General features: G+C 52.8%; 17 protein-coding genes and 1 riboswitch. Of the genes, 9 read left to right on the top strand and 8 right to left on the bottom strand.

The window, feature by feature from the left end; translation table 11 throughout:
- The first annotated feature begins 14 nt into the window (after window positions 1-14).
- Both rpoC and shiA read left to right on the top strand, forming a co-directional pair.
- Window positions 15-4,238, top strand: a complete 4,224-nt coding sequence (gene rpoC, locus DUT67_RS20855) for a DNA-directed RNA polymerase subunit beta' (protein ID WP_048258310.1) — start codon at window positions 15-17, stop codon at window positions 4,236-4,238.
- Window positions 4,239-4,417: 179 nt separating this feature from the next.
- The gene (gene shiA / locus DUT67_RS20850; protein WP_113627922.1) at window positions 4,418-5,815 is read left to right on the top strand and encodes a shikimate transporter; all 1,398 of its coding nucleotides are present in this window, start codon (window positions 4,418-4,420) and stop codon (window positions 5,813-5,815) included.
- Window positions 5,816-5,882: 67 nt separating this feature from the next.
- Here shiA and DUT67_RS20845 read toward each other — a convergent pair whose 3' ends face one another.
- Entirely contained in the window at window positions 5,883-6,074 is a 192-nt protein-coding gene (locus tag DUT67_RS20845) for a DUF1127 domain-containing protein (RefSeq protein ID WP_048258312.1), read from the bottom strand.
- A 173-nt stretch (window positions 6,075-6,247) separates the two neighbouring features.
- On the opposite strand from DUT67_RS20845, the gene DUT67_RS20840 reads away from it, so the two are divergent.
- A complete protein-coding gene (locus tag DUT67_RS20840; protein WP_113627921.1) occupies window positions 6,248-7,684 on the top strand; it encodes a PLP-dependent aminotransferase family protein in 1,437 nt (478 codons plus the stop codon).
- 383 nt (window positions 7,685-8,067) lie between these two features.
- On the opposite strand, the gene thiH is transcribed toward DUT67_RS20840, so the two are convergent.
- From thiH to DUT67_RS20805, 7 genes are all read right to left on the bottom strand, one after another.
- A complete protein-coding gene (gene thiH / locus DUT67_RS20835) occupies window positions 8,068-9,189 on the bottom strand; it encodes a 2-iminoacetate synthase ThiH (protein ID WP_113627920.1) in 1,122 nt (373 codons plus the stop codon).
- Window positions 9,186-9,986 carry a thiazole synthase gene (locus DUT67_RS20830; RefSeq protein WP_113627919.1) on the bottom strand — a complete coding sequence of 267 codons (801 nt, stop codon included), beginning with the start codon at window positions 9,984-9,986 and terminating at the stop codon, window positions 9,186-9,188. Before DUT67_RS20830 ends, thiH begins: the two co-directional genes overlap by 4 nt.
- Window position 9,987: 1 nt before the next feature.
- The gene (thiS, locus tag DUT67_RS20825) at window positions 9,988-10,188 is read right to left on the bottom strand and encodes a sulfur carrier protein ThiS (protein WP_113627918.1); all 201 of its coding nucleotides are present in this window, start codon (window positions 10,186-10,188) and stop codon (window positions 9,988-9,990) included.
- Window positions 10,185-10,964, bottom strand: a complete 780-nt coding sequence (locus DUT67_RS20820) for a HesA/MoeB/ThiF family protein (RefSeq protein WP_113627917.1) — start codon at window positions 10,962-10,964, stop codon at window positions 10,185-10,187. The genes thiS and DUT67_RS20820 overlap by 4 nt, the downstream gene beginning before the upstream one ends.
- A gap of 1 nt (window position 10,965) precedes the next feature.
- Complete coding sequence (gene thiE, locus DUT67_RS20815; RefSeq protein WP_113627916.1) at window positions 10,966-11,607, bottom strand: thiamine phosphate synthase; 642 nt, start codon at window positions 11,605-11,607, stop codon at window positions 10,966-10,968.
- A complete protein-coding gene (gene thiC / locus DUT67_RS20810; RefSeq protein WP_113627915.1) occupies window positions 11,604-13,559 on the bottom strand; it encodes a phosphomethylpyrimidine synthase ThiC in 1,956 nt (651 codons plus the stop codon). The genes thiE and thiC overlap by 4 nt, the downstream gene beginning before the upstream one ends.
- A 113-nt stretch (window positions 13,560-13,672) precedes the next feature.
- A riboswitch (TPP riboswitch) is annotated at window positions 13,673-13,810 on the bottom strand.
- Between the two features lie 122 nt (window positions 13,811-13,932).
- Window positions 13,933-14,394 (bottom strand): Rsd/AlgQ family anti-sigma factor, encoded by a 462-nt coding sequence (locus DUT67_RS20805; protein WP_048258319.1) that lies wholly within the window; start codon window positions 14,392-14,394, stop codon window positions 13,933-13,935.
- Window positions 14,395-14,502: 108 nt separating this feature from the next.
- Here DUT67_RS20805 and nudC point away from each other — a divergent pair, with 108 nt between their 5' ends.
- The 6 genes from nudC (at window position 14,503) to DUT67_RS20775 (ending at window position 19,004) form a co-directional block, all read left to right on the top strand.
- Window positions 14,503-15,285: an NAD(+) diphosphatase gene (gene nudC, locus DUT67_RS20800; protein ID WP_113627914.1), complete on the top strand. Its 783-nt coding sequence runs from the start codon at window positions 14,503-14,505 to the stop codon at window positions 15,283-15,285.
- A gap of 116 nt (window positions 15,286-15,401) precedes the next feature.
- The gene (gene hemE / locus DUT67_RS20795) at window positions 15,402-16,466 is read left to right on the top strand and encodes a uroporphyrinogen decarboxylase (RefSeq protein ID WP_113627913.1); all 1,065 of its coding nucleotides are present in this window, start codon (window positions 15,402-15,404) and stop codon (window positions 16,464-16,466) included.
- Between the two features lie 15 nt (window positions 16,467-16,481).
- A complete protein-coding gene (gene nfi / locus DUT67_RS20790) occupies window positions 16,482-17,171 on the top strand; it encodes a deoxyribonuclease V (RefSeq protein WP_113633039.1) in 690 nt (229 codons plus the stop codon).
- A 77-nt stretch (window positions 17,172-17,248) separates the two neighbouring features.
- On the top strand, window positions 17,249-17,839 hold the full coding sequence (locus tag DUT67_RS20785) for a YjaG family protein (protein WP_048258323.1): 591 nt from the start codon (window positions 17,249-17,251) through the stop codon (window positions 17,837-17,839).
- A 204-nt stretch (window positions 17,840-18,043) separates the two neighbouring features.
- Entirely contained in the window at window positions 18,044-18,316 is a 273-nt protein-coding gene (gene hupA, locus DUT67_RS20780) for a nucleoid-associated protein HU-alpha (RefSeq protein ID WP_005970302.1), read from the top strand.
- A 4-nt stretch (window positions 18,317-18,320) separates the two neighbouring features.
- Window positions 18,321-19,004, top strand: a complete 684-nt coding sequence (locus tag DUT67_RS20775; protein ID WP_113633040.1) for a DUF1481 domain-containing protein — start codon at window positions 18,321-18,323, stop codon at window positions 19,002-19,004.
- The last annotated feature ends 222 nt before the right edge of the window (window positions 19,005-19,226 follow it).

The raw sequence follows: 19,226 nt of genomic DNA, 5'->3' as shown, positions 1-19,226 counted from the left end.
ACAGGAGCCAATCCGTGAAAGACTTATTAAAGTTTCTGAAAGCGCAAACTAAAACCGAAGAGTTTGATGCGATCAAAATTGCTCTGGCCTCGCCAGACATGATCCGTTCGTGGTCTTTTGGTGAAGTTAAAAAGCCAGAAACCATCAACTACCGTACGTTCAAACCTGAGCGTGACGGTCTTTTCTGCGCCCGTATCTTTGGGCCAGTAAAAGATTATGAGTGCTTGTGCGGTAAGTATAAGCGCCTGAAACACCGCGGTGTTATTTGTGAGAAGTGCGGCGTTGAAGTAACCCAGACTAAAGTACGTCGTGAGCGTATGGGTCACATCGAGCTGGCTTCTCCGACTGCGCACATCTGGTTCCTGAAGTCACTGCCTTCCCGTATCGGTTTGCTGTTAGATATGCCGCTGCGTGACATTGAGCGTGTGCTTTATTTTGAATCTTATGTCGTGGTTGAAGGTGGGATGACCAACCTTGAGCGCCGTCAGATCCTGACTGAAGAGCAGTATCTGGATGCGCTGGAAGAGTTTGGTGACGAATTCGACGCGAAAATGGGCGCCGAAGCGATCCAGGCTCTGCTGAAGAATATGGATCTGGAGCAGGAATGCGAGCAGCTGCGTGAAGAGCTGACCGAAACCAACTCCGAAACCAAACGTAAAAAGCTGACGAAGCGTATTAAGCTGCTGGAAGCGTTCGTACAGTCTGGTAACAAGCCAGAGTGGATGATCCTGACTGTTCTGCCGGTACTGCCGCCAGATCTGCGTCCGTTGGTTCCATTGGATGGTGGTCGTTTCGCGACTTCCGATCTGAACGATCTGTACCGTCGCGTGATTAACCGTAACAACCGTCTGAAACGTCTGCTGGATCTGGCTGCGCCAGACATCATCGTACGTAACGAAAAACGTATGTTGCAGGAAGCGGTTGATGCCTTGCTGGACAACGGCCGTCGCGGTCGTGCGATCACCGGTTCTAACAAACGTCCTCTGAAATCTTTGGCCGATATGATCAAAGGTAAACAGGGTCGTTTCCGTCAGAACCTACTCGGTAAGCGTGTTGACTACTCTGGTCGTTCCGTAATCACCGTTGGTCCATACCTGCGTCTGCACCAGTGTGGTCTGCCGAAGAAAATGGCACTGGAACTGTTCAAACCGTTCATCTACGGCAAGCTGGAACTGCGTGGTCTTGCTACCACCATTAAAGCCGCCAAGAAAATGGTTGAGCGTGAAGAAGCCGTCGTATGGGATATCCTAGACGAAGTCATTCGCGAACACCCAGTACTGCTGAACCGTGCGCCAACACTTCACCGTTTGGGTATCCAGGCATTTGAACCGGTACTGATCGAAGGTAAAGCGATCCAGCTGCACCCGCTGGTTTGTGCGGCATATAACGCCGACTTCGATGGTGACCAGATGGCTGTACACGTACCGCTGACGCTGGAAGCCCAGTTGGAAGCGCGTGCGTTGATGATGTCGACCAACAACATCCTGTCCCCTGCGAATGGTGAGCCAATCATCGTTCCTTCTCAGGACGTGGTATTGGGTCTGTATTACATGACGCGTGACTGTGTTAACGCCAAAGGCGAAGGCATGGTGCTCACGGGTCCGAAAGAAGCTGAACGCGTTTATCGTGCTGGCCTTGCCTCTCTGCATGCGCGCGTTAAAGTGCGTATCACGGAAGAGATCAAGAGCATCGAAGGCGATGTTACGCATCAGACGTCAATTATTGATACGACTATCGGCCGCGCCATCCTGTGGATGATCGTACCGAAAGGTCTGCCGTACTCGATCGTTAACCAGCCTCTGGGCAAGAAAGCGATCTCCAAAATGCTTAACACCTGTTACCGCATTTTGGGTCTGAAGCCGACGGTTATCTTCGCTGACCAGACTATGTATACCGGTTTTGCTTACGCGGCGCGCTCTGGTGCTTCCGTAGGTATCGATGACATGGTTATCCCAGCGAAAAAAGCCGAGATTATCGAAGAAGCAGAAACCGAAGTTGCCGAGATTCAGGAGCAGTTCCAGTCTGGTCTGGTTACCGCGGGCGAACGCTATAACAAAGTGATCGATATCTGGGCAGCGGCGAACGAACGTGTTGCGAAAGCGATGATGGAAAACCTGTCCGTTGAGGATGTGGTTAACCGTGATGGCGTGGTTGAGCAGCAGGTTTCTTTCAACAGCATCTTTATGATGGCCGACTCCGGTGCGCGTGGTTCTGCGGCACAGATTCGTCAGTTGGCGGGTATGCGTGGTCTGATGGCGAAACCAGATGGTTCCATCATCGAGACACCGATTACCGCAAACTTCCGTGAAGGTTTGAACGTACTCCAGTACTTCATCTCGACGCACGGTGCGCGTAAAGGTCTGGCGGATACTGCACTGAAAACGGCAAACTCCGGTTACTTGACGCGTCGTCTGGTTGACGTTGCGCAGGATCTGGTTGTTACCGAGGACGATTGTGGTACCCATGAAGGTATCATGATGACGCCGGTTATCGAGGGTGGTGATGTTAAAGAGCCACTGCGTGAGCGCGTACTGGGTCGTGTAACGGCTGAAGACGTGATCAAACCGGGCACCGCGGATATTCTGGTTCCACGTAACACGCTGCTGAACGAGCAGTGGTGTGACATGTTGGAAGAGAACTCTGTTGACGTTGTTAAAGTCCGTTCAGTGGTAAGCTGCCAAACCGACTTTGGCGTGTGCGCCAATTGCTACGGTCGCGATCTGGCTCGTGGTCATATCATCAACAAAGGTGAGGCCATCGGGGTTATCGCGGCACAGTCCATCGGTGAACCGGGTACACAGTTAACCATGCGTACGTTCCACATCGGTGGTGCGGCATCGCGTGCGGCTGCTGAGTCCAGCATTCAGGTGAAAAATAAAGGTAGCCTGAAACTGAACAACGTGAAGTTCGTTATGAACGGCAACGGTAAACTGGTTATTACTTCACGTAATACCGAACTGAAGCTGATCGACGAATTCGGACGTACTAAAGAAAGCTATAAAGTGCCTTACGGTGCGGTGATGGCGAAAGGTGACGGCTCAGAAGTTAGCGGCGGTGAAACCGTAGCAAACTGGGATCCGCATACCATGCCTGTGGTGACCGAAGTGAGCGGTTTCATCCGTTTTGCTGACATGATTGACGGTCAAACCATTACCCGCCAGACCGACGAACTGACTGGTTTGTCTTCTATCGTGGTTCTGGATAGCGCAGAGCGTACTGGTAGCGGTAAAGACCTGCGTCCAGCACTGAAAATTGTTGATGCTAAAGGTGAAGATGTACTGATCCCAGGTACCGATATGCCTGCTCAATACTTCCTGCCGGGTAAAACAATTGTTCAGTTGGAAGATGGGGTGCAGATTGGTGCTGGTGATACATTGGCGCGTCTCCCTCAGGAATCCAGTGGTACCAAGGATATTACCGGTGGTCTGCCACGCGTAGCCGACCTGTTCGAAGCTCGTCGTCCGAAAGAACCGGCGATTCTGGCAGAGATCAGCGGCATCATTTCCTTCGGTAAAGAAACCAAAGGCAAGCGCCGTCTGGTGATTTCTCCGTTGGATGGCAGCGATGCTTACGAAGAGATGATTCCGAAATGGCGTCAGCTCAACGTGTTCGAAGGTGAAGTTGTGGAACGTGGTGACGTTGTTTCCGACGGCCCAGAGTCTCCGCACGATATCCTGCGTCTGCGTGGCGTACATGCAGTAACGCGTTATATCACCAACGAAGTTCAGGAAGTTTACCGTCTGCAAGGCGTTAAGATTAACGATAAACACATTGAGGTTATCGTTCGTCAGATGTTGCGTAAAGGCACCATCGTTAGCGCGGGTAGTACGGAGTTCCTGGAAGGCGAGCAGGCAGAAATGTCTCGCATCAAGATTGCCAACCGTAAGTTGGAAGCGGATGGCAAGATCACGGCAACGTTCAGCCGCGATCTGCTAGGTATCACCAAAGCATCTCTGGCGACCGAGTCCTTCATTTCTGCGGCATCGTTCCAGGAAACCACTCGCGTGCTTACCGAAGCTGCTGTTGCGGGTAAACGTGATGAGCTGCGTGGCCTGAAAGAGAACGTTATCGTAGGTCGTCTGATCCCAGCGGGTACGGGTTATGCGTACCATCAGGATCGTATGCGCCGCCGTCAGGCGGGTGAAGCTCCTGTCGTGCCTCAGGTGAGTGCCGATGAAGCTTCTGCTAACCTGGCTGAGCTGTTGAACGCAGGCTTTGGTAGCAGCGACGACGAATAAGTCTCTTTACGCTGCACTATCATGCGGTAAATAATAAAAACCCCGGCTATCATGGTCGGGGTTTTTTTTATAGCGTATATCTCCGTGCGCTACCTAAAGGCCGTCGCAAACGACGTTAAAAATTTCCTCCTGAAATTTTTTGTTGTACAGTGGTGTAAAGTAAATAGAACGGAACCGACATGGACACCTCAACTACGCCAACTATCTCACAGCCTGGCGGCTCATTACCTCATCAGGATGATTCACTTTCTTCTGATAAAACCCTACAAACACAGTCAGTAAGCCATTCTCAACATCGAGCGAAACGTGCGGCATGGGGCAGTTTTGTTGGTGCCGTTGTCGACTGGTACGATTTTCTGCTGTACGGAATTGTTGCCGCTCTTGTATTTAATACCGAGTTTTTCCCGCAGATCAGCCCGACAATGGGGACGCTGGCAGCATTTGGTACGTTCGGCGTTGGTTTTCTGTTCCGTCCGTTAGGCGGTATGGTGTTTGGTCACTTTGGTGACAAGCTGGGTCGTAAACGGATGTTGATGATTACGGTCTGGATGATGGGTATTTCCACTGCATTGATTGGATTGTTGCCGTCGTTTGATTCTATTGGCTGGTGGGCGCCGGTGCTGTTGGTCACACTGCGGGCAATTCAGGGATTCGCGGTCGGTGGTGAATGGGGCGGGGCGGCGCTGTTGGCGGTAGAAAATGCGCCGAAGAAGAAGAAAGCTTTTTACAGCAGTGGCGTGCAGGTTGGCTTTGGTGTCGGACTATTACTGGCAACCGGCTCGGTATCGGTAGTGAGCAATTTGACGACCAATGAGGAATTTACTACTTGGGGATGGCGTCTGCCGTTCTTATTCAGTCTGATTCTGGTTGCTATTGCCTGGTGGGTACGTAACGGGATGGATGAGTCTCAGGAGTTTGAGGCTAATAAAACGCTGGGAGAAAGAGCAAACAAACTGCGTTCATTCCCCATTATGGAAGCACTGCGCCAGCATCCTAAAGCATTCCTGCTAATTATTGCGTTACGGCTTGGTGAGCTACTGACGATGTATATCGTCACCGCGTTTGCACTCAATTACTCCACCACTCATCTTGGTTTATCGCGCGATATCTTCCTGAATATCGGGCTGCTGGTGGGAGCGATAAGCTGTGTATCTATTCCTTTCTTCGCTTATCTGGCGGATAGCTTTGGCCGTCGTCGTATCTATGTGACAGGTGCACTGATTGGCGCGGTGAGCGCGGTGCCATTCTTCATGGCGCTGGAAAGCCACAACACACTGTTGATTCTGTTCTTTGCCATCATGCTGGCGAATGCTGCCCACGATATGATTGTTAGCGTACAGCAACCGATGTTTACTGAACTATTTGGTACGGCATATCGCTATAGCGGAGCGGGTGTGGGTTATCAGGTTGCCAGTGTGGTTGGTGGCGGATTTACGCCTTTTATTGCAGTTCTGCTGGTGCAGTTTATGGATGGTTCATGGCATGCGGTGGCGGCTTACCTTGCCATCGGCTGCTTACTGTCGGCAATTGTTGGGATGTGGATGAAAGCACCCGCAGACGATACAGTCCCTAACTAACCTCTTTATCTTGCCGATACAGATGCACTATCTGTATCGACGATATCTCTACTTTTTTGTTGTTATGTTATCTGAACCGATCGAGATCGCTTCGTTTCAGCCCGATGTCTTTAAGCCCATCATCGCCCATATTCCGCAGTATCTTCAGCGTTTGCGCTCTTGCTCGCCAGGCTTTCCACAGGCGGTACGGTAAAATCAGCATTAGCCAGAACGGTGACTCGCGGAACGGTTTTTGTGATCGATTCTCATGAAATTCCATATTTTCCCCCTCGCCAGTGAATGATCGCTATGATGAGGTGAAAGGTATTTTCAATACAGATGCAAAAAATACATTTTTTTAGCATACAGACTGTGTGATATTGCATCTGAATGGTGATTTTTATTCGAATCTGTACTGATTACCGCTGTAAATCATGATGAGGAACGATACTGATGACGCGTTATCAACACCTTGCTGGGTTGTTAGAACAGCGGATCGAACAAGGGTTATATCAAAGTGGAGAACGACTGCCTTCCGTTCGGGCACTCAGTACAGAACATGGTGTGAGCATCAGTACCGTACAGCAAGCTTATCATCTGTTGGAAACGCGGCAGTTGATTATGCCGCAGCCGCGTTCGGGATATTTTGTCACGCCGCGTAAGGCAACGCCGCCCGTCCCCGCGTTGACGCGTCCGGCTCAGCGCCCAGTGGAAATCACGCAGTGGGAATCAGTGCTGGAGTTGGTGAATGTGCGTCTGGAAACCAACGTGCTGAAATTTGGCAGCGGAATGCCGGATGTGAGCCAGCCGACCATCAAACCACTGTGGAAAGAGATGGGCCGCCTTTGCCAGTATCAAGATCCCCGAGTCTTACAATATGACAGCGTATATGGCGTGCCTGCGCTGCGTGAACAGATTGCCCGCCTTACCGTCGACTGTGGCTGCCAGCTGACGCAAGATGATATTGTGATCACTACCGGATGTCAGGAAGCCTTGTTTGTTGCGGTCCGCGCCGTTTGTCAGCCCGGCGACATCGTGGCCGTTGAATCTCCCGCTTTTCCGGGAACGATGCAGATCCTTCGTGGGCTGGATATCAAAGCGATCGAGATCCCAACCGACTCAGTGACGGGGATCAGTCTCGAAGCGTTACGGCTGGCGCTGGATCAATGGCCGATCAAAGCCGTACTTCTGGTTCCTAGCTGCAACAACCCGCTTGGTTTCATCATGCCTGATGCCCGTAAGAAATCGCTGGTTACACTGGCACAGCATTTTGATATCGCGATTATTGAAGATGATGCCTATGGCGAGCTGGCCTATGAATATCCGCGTCCCCGCGCGATAAAGTCTTTTGATGAGGATGGACGCGTACTGTTGTGTAGCTCGTTTTCGAAGAACCTGGCACCCGGTTTGCGTGTTGGCTGGATCGCTCCGGGACGCTATCTGGAACGCGTGATCCATACAAAGTACATCAGCACGGGATCGACGGTGGTACAGCCTCAGCTTGCTGTGGCAGAATTTATTCGTCAGGGGCACTATCAGCCTCATTTGCGCCGCATGCGCGCCCAATACAAAGCCAACTTGAGCATCTTTACCTGCTGGGTGCGTGAGTATTTTCCGTCCAATATTTGTGTGAGTCGCCCGCAGGGTGGATTCCTGGTGTGGATTGAACTACCCGAATATTTTGATTCGCTCAAGCTCGCGCGCGAAGTCAGAAAGGCGGGCATACAGATAGCCGCGGGTTCGCTATTTTCCGCCTCAGGGAAATATCGCAACTGTATTCGACTCAATTATGCCAACCGCTTCACGGAAGAGATAAGGGAAGGGCTGCGCATTGTGGGTAGTGAAGTCGCGAAGATGATGCATGCGCTTCCTGACCAGAACGCTCCTTGATGATTTTTAAGGAAGGGCCGATACGGGTAAGGATAAGCCCCGTATCGGCGGGTTGATGTGCAGAGCTGATAAGTGGCAAACGGCTCCGGTCAACAGGTTGAGTAACGCTCAGTCCTGCCAACGACGCTACTGTATTCTTCGTCGAAGGCCGTGACGATAGGCCGAATGTCATGTTGCGCGGCGCTATCCTGAGAATATGGCCTTCCGTGTAATTCTCATTCCGGCCTGCGAGCTGTGTCCCAAATCATGCGTATGGCTCACGCCGATCGCTTAACATCGCGAGACGCGAGGGCTACCACGGTGCGAGGTGTCCCTGCGGGAACCTCATCCCGTGTTCCCTCTCACTTCACGCTTAAGTGACCTCTATCCGGCGCATCGTCGTGCTATCTACCTAAATAACCGTCCCAGTCTTTCCACACGGGTTGAAGACCAGCGCGTACGATGGCCTGCGCCACGTCTTCAGGGCGCCGTGAATCATGCGGTGAAAACTGTTCCAGTTCGGGGTGATTGTCGGCATAGCCACCCGGCTGGGTTTTGGAAAACGCGCTGACATTATTAATCGCAATGGGAATCGCATGATCGCGGAAGAAAGGCGATTCACGCGTGGAAAGCGATAGCTCAATATCCGGTGACAATAATCGGAATGCGCAAATCACCTGCATGAGCTGTGCTTCATCCATTAACGACGCTGGCTCAATACCGCCCGCACAGGGGCGCAGGCGAGGGAACGAGATAGAGTAACGACTCTGCCAGTAGCTCTGCTGTAAGTGCAGCAGATGTTCCGCCACCATGTAACAGTCGGTACGCCAGCTATTGGACAGGCCGATTAACGCGCCCAGCCCGATCTTGTCGATCCCCGCGCGACCAAGCCGATCCGGCGTGGCGAGTCGCCAGTGGAAATCCTGCTTTTGTCCTTTTAGATGGTGTAACTGGTAGGTCGCTGGGTGATAGGTTTCCTGATAGACCATCACGCCATCCAGCCCCAGCGTTTTTAACTCAGCGTATTCGTCCTGCGACAGCGGTTGGACTTCGATCATCAACGAACTGAAGAGCGGTCGAATCAGCGGAAAGACACGACGAAAATAATCCATTCCCACTTTGCGCTGATGTTCACCGGTCACGAGCAGCAGGTGCTCAAACCCGAGTTCCTTGATAGCTGCGCATTCACGCAGGATTTCTGCATCATCCAACGTTTTTCGCTTGATGTGATTGCTCATCGAAAAGCCGCAGTAGGTGCAGTCGTTGGAACACAGATTGGACAGATATAACGGCACATAAAAGCTCACCGTATTACCAAAACGCTGGCGGGTGAGTTGCTGTGCCCGCTGGGCTAGCGGTTCCAGATAAGCGCTGGCGGCAGGTGAAATGAGCGCCATAAAGTCATCGCGTGTCGGGTGTGGTGCAGCAAGCGCCCGTTCAACATCATGGGCTGTTTTACTGTTGATGCGCAGCGTCAGGTCATCCCAGTCGAGTTGTTCCCAGACGGTTTGAAAATCGACGCTCATCGTTCCACCCCTTCCGTGTGTCGATCTTCCGTTTGTTGGTGAAGAAAGCCGGTGAGTGGGCTGGTGGCGCTGGCGACGAACTGCTTATTTCCCAGCCCGGCTTGACGAGCAAGCCCGCCGGCATCGACGGCCAGCCGGAATGCATGTGCCATCGCCACAGGATCGCGGGCAACCGCGATTGCTGTATTTACCAACACTCCGTCGGCCCCCATTTCCAGCGCATCGGCCGCATGACTGGGCGCACCGATGCCCGCATCGACAATCACCGGAACACGCGCCTGTTCGATGATAATGCGGAGAAAATCACGCGTTTGCAGCCCCTGATTGGATCCGATTGGCGCACCCAGCGGCATCACCGCCGCGCAGCCAACTTCTTCCAGCCGTTTGCACAGTACTGGGTCGGCACCGCAATAGGGCAGCACCGTGAATCCCTCTTTAACCAGCTGTTCGGCGGCCTTCAGCGTTTCGATAGGGTCGGGCAGCAGGTATTTCACATCGGGGTGAATTTCCAGTTTCAGCCAGTGAGTACCCAGCGCTTCACGCGCCAGTCGGGCAGCAAAAACAGCTTCGTCTGCGGTTTTGGCACCCGACGTGTTGGGCAGTAGCTTAATACCGAGCTGGCGTAGCGGAGCGAGAATGGCGTCGTTGCCGCCATTCAGATCTACGCGCTTCATCGCCATGGTGACTAACTGCGAACCGGAAGCCTCAAGTGCCGCTAGCATCAGCTCTGGCGTGGCGAATTTGCCCGTACCGGTCAGCAGCCGTGAAGTTAATATCGTATCGGCAATGTGCAGCATGTCATCCTCCCGCGATTGCCTGAAAAAGCAAAATATCATCACCGTCCTGCACCTGATGCTGTGACCAAGTCGCGTGCGGGATAATGGTCTGGTTGATGGCTAGCGCAGTGCCGGGCTGGAGCCGGTTTATCTGGCTCAGCAGCATCTCAACCGTGATGGCCTCAGGACATTCAAAGGGTTCATCATTCAACGTGATTTTCATGCCACGTCCCCGCATACCGAGCAATGGGGCGCACGCGTGAGTTGAAGCGTGTTCCAGCTCTGCTGTTTGCCATTGAACATTCTCAGCTTGCCGTCCAACGCGGATGGCATGCCTGCCAGCATTTTGATTGCCTCCAGCGCCTGAAGTGTGCCAATCACACCGACTACTGGGCCAAGTACGCCCGCAGTACGGCAGTTGCGCTGCGGTTCGGCTGTATCCGGGTACAGGCAGGCGTAGCAGCCAGAGTGATAAGGCGGCGTGAAGACCGCAAGCTGACCGCTGAAACCGACGGCGCTACCGCTGATCAGCGGCTTACCTGCACTCACGCAGGCGGCGTTAACCGCGTGGCGGGTTGTCATGTTGTCGCTGCAATCCAGCACCAGATCGACGCGGCTGACGGCGTCGTGTAACGCCTCACCACTTAGCCTTTCGGTGAGTGCGATCGCTTCCGAATACGGATTTAATGCCTGTAGCTGACGCTGTGCCAACACTGCTTTGGGCTTGTCGGTTTCGCTGGTGCGGTACAGAATCTGGCGTTGCAGGTTGCTGATATGCAATGAGTCATCGTCAGCAAGTAGCAGCGTGCCGACTCCAGCGGCGGCCAGATAGAGTGACGCGGGGGAACCCAGTCCACCGAGCCCTACCAGCAGAACGCGGGCGGCTTTGAGTTTCTCCTGACCTTCAGGGCCAACATCTTCCAGCATCAGTTGACGGCTGTAGCGCATGAACTCGCTATCGCTCAGCCCCGCAGGCGTTGGAGGGCGATTTGTTACCATTTCATGCCTCCCGTCCTTCAATCATCTTGAGCAGCGTCGCAGTGGCCTGCCGCCAGCCTGGAGCCTGAGTAATGGCGCTGACGACGGCAATGCTGCCGACGCCCGTCGCCAGCACCGCAGGCACTCTGTCGATGCTGATCCCACCGATTGCCACGGTGGGAAAACGGTCTTGCAGATCGGCGATGTGCTGGGTCAGTTCGGCCAGCCCTTGCGGTGCGGAAGGCATGTCTTTGGTTTGTGTGGGGAAAATATGCCCAAGCGCAATGTAGGACGGGTTTATCGCCACGGCACGCGCCAGTTCACGATCGTCGTGCGTGGAGACGCCTAAACGCAGGCCAGCTTTTTTAATCGCGACCAGATCGGCGGTATCGAGGTCTTCTTGACCCAGATGTACGCCGTACGCCTGATGTTTTACTGCCAATTTCCAGTAGTCATTGATGAAGAGTTGCGCCTGATAGCGCCGACCCAATGCGATCGCCTGGATCACATCGGTTTCGGCCTGATCATCTGACCGATCTTTGATTCTTAGCTGGATCGTTTTCACCCCGACACCGAGCAGGCGTTCGATCCACTCCACGCTATCGACAACGGGATAGAGCCCCAGCCGCTGTGCCGTCGGGGCAAAAGGCGTCGAGTCCGTCATTTGCTTTCCTCTGCTTGCAGGCTGGTGGCGTTGTGATAAAGCTCGCTGCCGCGAGAGCGGAATTCCTGCGACATCTCAGCCATGCCAATTTCAATTGGTTTGGCTTCGGCTTGCTGTTTGGCGGCGTAATCGCGTACTTCCTGCGAGATTTTCATCGAGCAGAATTTCGGGCCGCACATAGAACAGAAGTGGGCGACCTTACCGGATTCTTGCGGCAGCGTTTCATCGTGGTAGGCACGTGCCGTTTGGGGATCGAGCGCCAGATTGAACTGATCTTCCCAGCGGAACTCGAAGCGCGCTTTCGACATAGCGTTATCACGGATTTGTGCGCCGGGATGACCTTTCGCCAGATCGGCGGCGTGGGCGGCGATTTTGTAAGTAATCAGCCCTTGTTTAACGTCTTCTTTGTTCGGCAAGCCGAGATGCTCTTTCGGCGTCACGTAGCAGAGCATCGCGCAGCCGAACCAGCCGATCATGGCGGCACCGATGCCAGAGGTAAAGTGATCGTAACCCGGTGCGATATCTGTGGTTAGCGGGCCGAGTGTATAGAACGGGGCTTCGTGACAGTGCTCCAGTTCTTCGGTCATGTTGCGGCGGATCATCTGCATCGGAACATGGCCGGGGCCTTCGATCATCACCTGTACGTCGTATTCCCAGGCAATTTTGGTCAACTCACCCAGCGTATGCAGCTCGGCAAACTGGGCTTCGTCGTTGGCATCCTGAATGGAGCCCGGGCGTAAGCCGTCGCCCAGCGACAGCGCGACATCATAAGCGGCGCAGATTTCACAAATTTCGCGGAAGTGTTCGTACAGGAAGCTCTCTTTGTGATGCGACAGGCACCACTTCGCCATGATGGAACCGCCGCGCGACACGATGCCAGTCAGGCGTTTGGCCGTCATCGGCACGTAGCGTAACAGCACGCCAGCATGGATGGTGAAATAGTCGACCCCTTGCTCGGCCTGTTCCAGCAGCGTATCACGGAACATTTCCCAGTTCAGGTTTTCTGCCACGCCGTTCACTTTCTCCAGCGCCTGATAGATTGGCACTGTCCCGATTGGCACCGGGCTGTTACGCAGAATCCACTCGCGAGTTTCGTGAATATAGCGTCCGGTCGAGAGATCCATCACGGTATCCGCGCCCCAACGGGTAGACCAGACTAGCTTTTCCACCTCTTCCTCGATGGAGGATGTCACAGCGGAGTTACCGATATTGGCGTTAACTTTCACCAGAAAATTGCGCCCGATAATCATTGGTTCTGATTCGGGGTGATTGATGTTTGAGGGAATAATCGCGCGCCCGGCGGCCACTTCCTGACGAACAAACTCTGGTGTGATGTTTTCCGGCAAAAGGGCTCCGAAACTTTGCCCCGGATGCTGCTGGCGCAGTACTTCACCACGAATGCGTTCGCGTCCCATATTTTCGCGAATAGCGATAAATTCCATTTCGGGGGTAATTATCCCCTGTCGTGCATAGTGGAGTTGGGTGACGCATTTGCCTGCTTTGGCACGCTGCGGTCGTGGCAAATGCTCAAAGCGTAGATGATCCAGACCCGCATCCGCCAGACGCTGCTGGGTGAAATCGGAGCTGACGCCGGATAACGCTTCGGTATCGTGACGTTCTGCAATCCAGCTGGCGCGCAGCTTTGCTAACCCAACGCGGACATCGGGTTGGGCAGTGGGATCGCCATAAGGCCCTGAAGTGTCGTAAACCGGGATCGGCTCATTGGGTTCGTATTGGGGATTATCTTTGCTGCCGCCGAGTAGCGTCGGGCTGAGCTGAATCTCTCGCATCGGTACGGCGATGTCGTCGCGCGAGCCCGAAAGGTAAATGCGTTTGGAATTGGGAAAGGCCGTTCCCTGTAAGGTTTCAATAAACTGTTGGGCGGCGGCGCGCTGTTCACGGCGACCCGATTTTGACAACACTGTTTTTATAGACAAGGGTTCTGTAGACATAGCAAGTTCCTGTAATACGTAAAGGGAAGATTGCTTGTCTGGAGCCGGAGGGAGTAATAATGATATTGAGCATCAGAGCAGGTATGTAGAAATACACAGCCTTGGGCTCAATGAGGCGCATTACTCTTGTTCCCTTCGCAGGTATTAACCCGATCAGGTTCCGCGGATCCCGAATTAACGGTCTCAGCCTGTGCGCTTATAGGTTTCGTAAAAACGAAACACAAGCACGCTAGGCACTCCGACAAGATTTGCCCGTCTGTTAGACGGGTCAATAAAACCCCTACACTGTATGACGGCAAAACGCGGATGTCAAAGCGTGCCGCTTTTATCTGTATAGCGTGTGATGATGTTCTTAAATAACGTCAAATGACGGCTAGTGATCGTAAACTTGCTTGATCATGTTGTCTTCTAACGTAAAACGCTCTTCTAATGCCTCGCCGACGCTGGAGAGTGCCTGTTGGAATTCGAGGCAATTATCATGGTCGATGGCGGCCGCCAGATGGCTATCGTAAAACGTCATGATTTGCTGCGTATTATTCTGCAGGGCGAGGTCAAGCTGGGTGGAAAGCGCTAATACTTGTTCGCTGTGAGTCGCTGCTTCATGCAGCATTTTTTCATATAAATGAAAGTGGCCGGTAGAAAGATAGTCCACCAGATTCTGGCAAAAATTATCCAATGCCTCTTCATCCAAAAGAGAAAGCGCTTCCTTGTTCGGCTTGATGCCAACCAGATGATAGTAAGCCACCAGAAGCTGCTTACGCGCTTGTAGCCATTGGTCGATTAACGCATTATTGCCACCAACGTATTCAGTCAGACTTTGTAGCTGGTTTAGCATTGTTGACTCCGTGAACGGTAAGAAATAACTGAAATCCCAGTTATAAAACTTATGTAATCACTCTGAATGTAAAATGCCAGTGAAGTGGCAGTGGAGCAATAAAAAGATATGGAACAGACGCTAAAAGGTGATGAAACCGGCTGGTGGGTGGTTAGCGATGCGGTACAAATCTGGCTACCTCAGGGGGAATTGCCGCACGGAACGGCTATAGCGTGGGCTTTGCAGGGGAAAGTGGCTCGTCAAATCGGTGAATGGCAAGGGCAGCCTGTCTGGCTGGTGTGTCAGGGACGGGATTCCGATATGGCATCGGTCCGCCAACTGCTCGATCAGGATGTGAGCTTATTCCAACTGGCGGGGCGAGGCGTACAGTTGGCTGAGTTCTATCGCTCTCATCGTTTTTGCGGTTACTGTGGTCATGAAATGGTATGGAGTAAAACGGAGCTGGCATGCTTATGTCACCACTGCAAAGAGCGCTATTACCCGCAGATCGCGCCTTGCATCATCGTTGCGATTCGCCGTGGTGAGGAAATTTTGCTGGCGCAGCACAATCGGCATCGCGGAAACATGTACACCGTGCTGGCTGGGTTTGTAGAAGTCGGTGAAACGCTGGAGCAGACGGTCGTACGTGAGGTAATGGAAGAGAGCCAAATCCAGATAAAAAACCTGCGTTACGTGAGTTCACAGCCTTGGCCATTCCCGCATTCGCTGATGATGGCGTTTATGGCCGATTATGCGGGTGGAGAAATCAAGCACGATCCGAAAGAGTTGCGTGACGCAGGCTGGTTCCGCTATGACCAGCTCCCGCAGCTGCCCCCGCCGGGTACCGTGGCACGTCGGCTTATCGAAGATACGGTGGTGTTGTGCCGTGCTTATCACGAGAACGAAGGCTGACGTGGTACTATTTGCGCCATCAATGACTCGCGTGGACAAAGTGCTCGCGTCATAACGCATCTGCTTCAACCCATCTATCCGGTGTCAAACCGCCGTGAGGCTGAAAGGAAAATAACATGACTGATCTGAAAAACGATCGCTATTTGCGGGCATTACTGCGCCAACCTGTTGATGTTACTCCAGTGTGGATGATGCGTCAGGCGGGGCGTTATCTGCCGGAATATAAGGCAACGCGCGCGCAGGCTGGTGATTTTATGTCGCTGTGTAAAAACGCAGAGCTGGCTTGTGAAGTCACGTTACAACCTTTACGGCGCTATGCGTTGGATGCAGCGATCCTGTTCTCCGATATCCTGACCATCCCAGATGCCATGGGTTTAGGTCTCTATTTTGAAGCAGGGGAAGGCCCACGTTTTAGTTCTCCCATCACGTCTCATGCCGATGTGGTTAAACTGCCGGTTCTCGACCCCGAGCAGGAACTCGGCTATGTGATGAACGCGGTGCGGACGATCCGTAAAAACCTAGCTGGTGAAGTGCCGCTCATTGGCTTCTCGGGTAGCCCGTGGACGCTGGCGACCTATATGGTTGAAGGCGGCAGTAGCAAAGCGTTTACCGTCATCAAGAAAATGATGTTCGCTGAGCCTAAAACGCTGCACCTGTTGCTGGATAAGCTGGCTGATAGCGTCATTCTTTATCTCAACGCGCAGATTCGCGCAGGCGCGCAGGCAGTCATGGTATTCGATACCTGGGGCGGCGCATTGAGCGGGCGTGATTATAAAGAATTCTCTCTGCATTACATGCATAAGATCGTTGATGGTTTACAGCGTGAGAACGAAGGCCGCCGTGTGCCAGTGACGCTTTTTACCAAAGGCGGAGGCCAGTGGCTGGAGGCGATGGCAGAAACAGGCTGTGACGCGCTGGGGCTGGACTGGACGAGTGATATTGCCGATGCGCGTCGTCGCGTCGGTGATAAAGTTGCACTACAGGGAAATATGGATCCCTCTATGCTGTATGCCGATCCGGCACGGATCGAACAGGAAGTTGCATCGATCCTCGCCGAATTTGGGCAAGGTAATGGACACGTTTTCAATCTGGGTCACGGCATCCATCAGGACGTGCCGCCGGAGCATGCTGGCGTTTTTGTTGAGGCGGTGCATCGGTTGTCCCGCGCTTATCACGCATAATTCACAGGAGGTGATGTGATTGATACACAACGGCTGCGAGCTGAGCAGTTGGCTCGCGCTTCTGATGTGATTCGGCACGACGATTTACCGTTTGAACAGCCTGCACTTATCGCGGGTGCGGATGTTGGCTTTGAACAAGAAGGTTCGGTAACTCGCGCCGCTATTGCGGTAATGCGCTATCCTTCGTTGGAACTGGTAGAATACAAGATTGCGCGTATCAGCACGACGATGCCCTATATTCCCGGTTTTCTTTCGTTTCGTGAATGTCCTGGGCTGTTAGCCGCATGGGCGTTGCTTGAACAGAAGCCGGATTTGCTGTTTGTTGATGGACATGGGATTTCTCATCCGCGTCGTCTCGGCGTTGCCAGTCATTTTGGTCTGTTGGTTGATGTGCCCACGATTGGTGTGGCGAAAAGTCGGCTTTGTGGCCGGTTTGAGCCGTTGGCGGAGAGCGTCGGCAGCCAGCAACCCTTGCTGGATAAGGGCGAGCAGATTGGTTGGGTATGGCGCAGCAAAGCGCGCTGTAATCCGCTGTTTGTGGCGACAGGGCATCGAGTCAGTCAGGATAGTGCATTGCACTGGGTACAATCTTGCATGCGCGGCTACCGTTTACCGGAGCCGACCCGCTGGGCTGATGCCGTCGCATCAAATCGTCCCGCATTTGTGCGTTGGCAACGGCAGCAAGCGGCTAACGTATTGTCGTAAAACTTTAGGAATTCAGGCATAGGGCGTCACTGTGATTTCAGGTACACTGCCGTCCGTCGCCGTTAATGAGCATAAAAATGTTACGTAACCCCATTCATTTACGTCTGGAAAAGCTGGCGAGCTGGCAACATGTCACTTTCATGGCATGCCTTTGTGAACGTATGTATCCAAATTACCACGAATTTTGTCGTCAAACAGAATTCGGCGACGCGATGGTTTACCGCCGCATTCTCGATCTGGTATGGGAAACATTGGTTGTTAAAGATGCGAAGGTCAATTTCGATAGCCAGTTGGAAAAGCTGGAAGAAGCGGTTCCTGCTGCTGAAGATTACGATCTTTATGGCGTCTACCCTGCTATTGATGCCTGTATCGCGCTGGGCGAGCTGATTCATTCGCGTTTAAGCGGTGAAACGCTCGAACATGCGATAGCCATCAGCGAAGCGTCTATCCGTACGGTTGCTATGTTGGAAATGACGCAGGCTGGCAAAGAAATGACCGACGATGAGCTAAAAGTTTTGCCTGCGATTGAAGAGGAATGGGATATCCAATGGGAGATTTTTCGCCTGTTGGCGGCCTGTGAAGAACGCGACATTGAGCTGATCAAAGGGCTCCGTTCCGATCTGCGCGAGGCCGGAAGTAGTAACATCGGGATAAATTTGCATCAATAACGCGATAAAACGTGATTTAAGGCCTGAAATGGCCTGTCTTAAGGCTTCACATTCGCACCCTGTCTGGTCTACATTTGGGGGGCGTAAAAAAAGTGGCTGTCGGTGCGTGTATGCAGGAGAGTGCTATTACACCCTAAAACGGGAAAGGGCATATCCGTCGCACTCGATGCTTAGCAAGCGATAAACACACTGTAAGGATAACTTATGAATAAGACTCAACTGATTGATGTAATTGCGGACAAAGCTGATCTGTCAAAAGCACAGGCTAAAGCAGCTCTGGAATCAACTTTGGCGGCAATTACCGAGTCTCTGAAAGAAGGTGATGCAGTACAATTAGTTGGTTTTGGTACGTTTAAAGTCAACCATCGTAATGAGCGCACTGGCCGCAACCCACAAACCGGTAAAGAAATCAAAATTGCTGCTGCCAATGTGCCAGCGTTTGTTTCTGGCAAGGCTCTGAAAGACGCTGTTAAATAAGCTCATGCCGGTTAAAAGTTTAAGCAGAGGGGCGGTTTCGCCCCTTTTGCTTTTACGACGTTGGTGTGGCGCAGGTCTCGTACTTATCGCTGTAGTGGCCTGCAGTAGCCGCACCGCACCGCCGGAAGTTTTCTCCAGCGGTTACGTAGCCGATCGCGGTATCGTGCGTTTGTGGCGTAAAGATGATGCGCAGAATACGACGGCGCTGACCACCGTGTATAACCCGCTTCAGGGTAATGCTTTGGTGGTGACTCGCTATACGTTCCAGCAGGATAAGCTACGCGAGATACAGCGTAATCAGCTCGGGACGCAACAAGAAGATATGCGTTTGCGCTTTGCTGAAGATGGAACCGTCAGCTTTATGCAGCGGCAACTGGCTGAAAGACGTGAATCGGTTTCCGATGATGATGTCGCACTCTACCAGTTTGATGCTAAACGCATGCTGGAATTGAGTGATGTCCTGCGTGCAGGCAAAGTGATGCTGAAGCAAGGGAAATGGCTGGAAGGGCAGGTTCAGTCTTGTGACGGTACGGTAGTTCGCCCTGATTTTGACAGAGACTCGCGTGAATGGATTGCGCAGCAAAAATCGCATGCAACGCGTCCGCTAAACGTAGCGTGGCTGGAAGCACCAGAAGGAACTCAGCTATTGCTGGTGGTGGAAGATGATGTCTGCCAGTGGCAGCCATAGCTATACCCGTCATACTTCAAGTTGCATGTGCGTTGGCTGCTCTACTCGACACACTTGCGTGTGCCTCGCCCCTTTGGGGCCGCTGCAAGCAGCGTTCAAATCTGCTTTTGGCAGATTTGTCACTCACCCGAATCACTTACTTGAGTAAGCTCATCGGGATTCCCTCTCTTGCCGCATTACGAGACTCATAAATGAGCCTCGCCCTTGCGGGCCAACGCTTTG

The organism is Pectobacterium peruviense, assembly GCF_003312355.2.
Classification (GTDB): Bacteria; Pseudomonadota; Gammaproteobacteria; order Enterobacterales; family Enterobacteriaceae; genus Pectobacterium; species Pectobacterium peruviense.
Note: the sequence above shows the minus strand (reverse complement) of the source record. Positions and strands in the feature narration are given on the sequence as shown.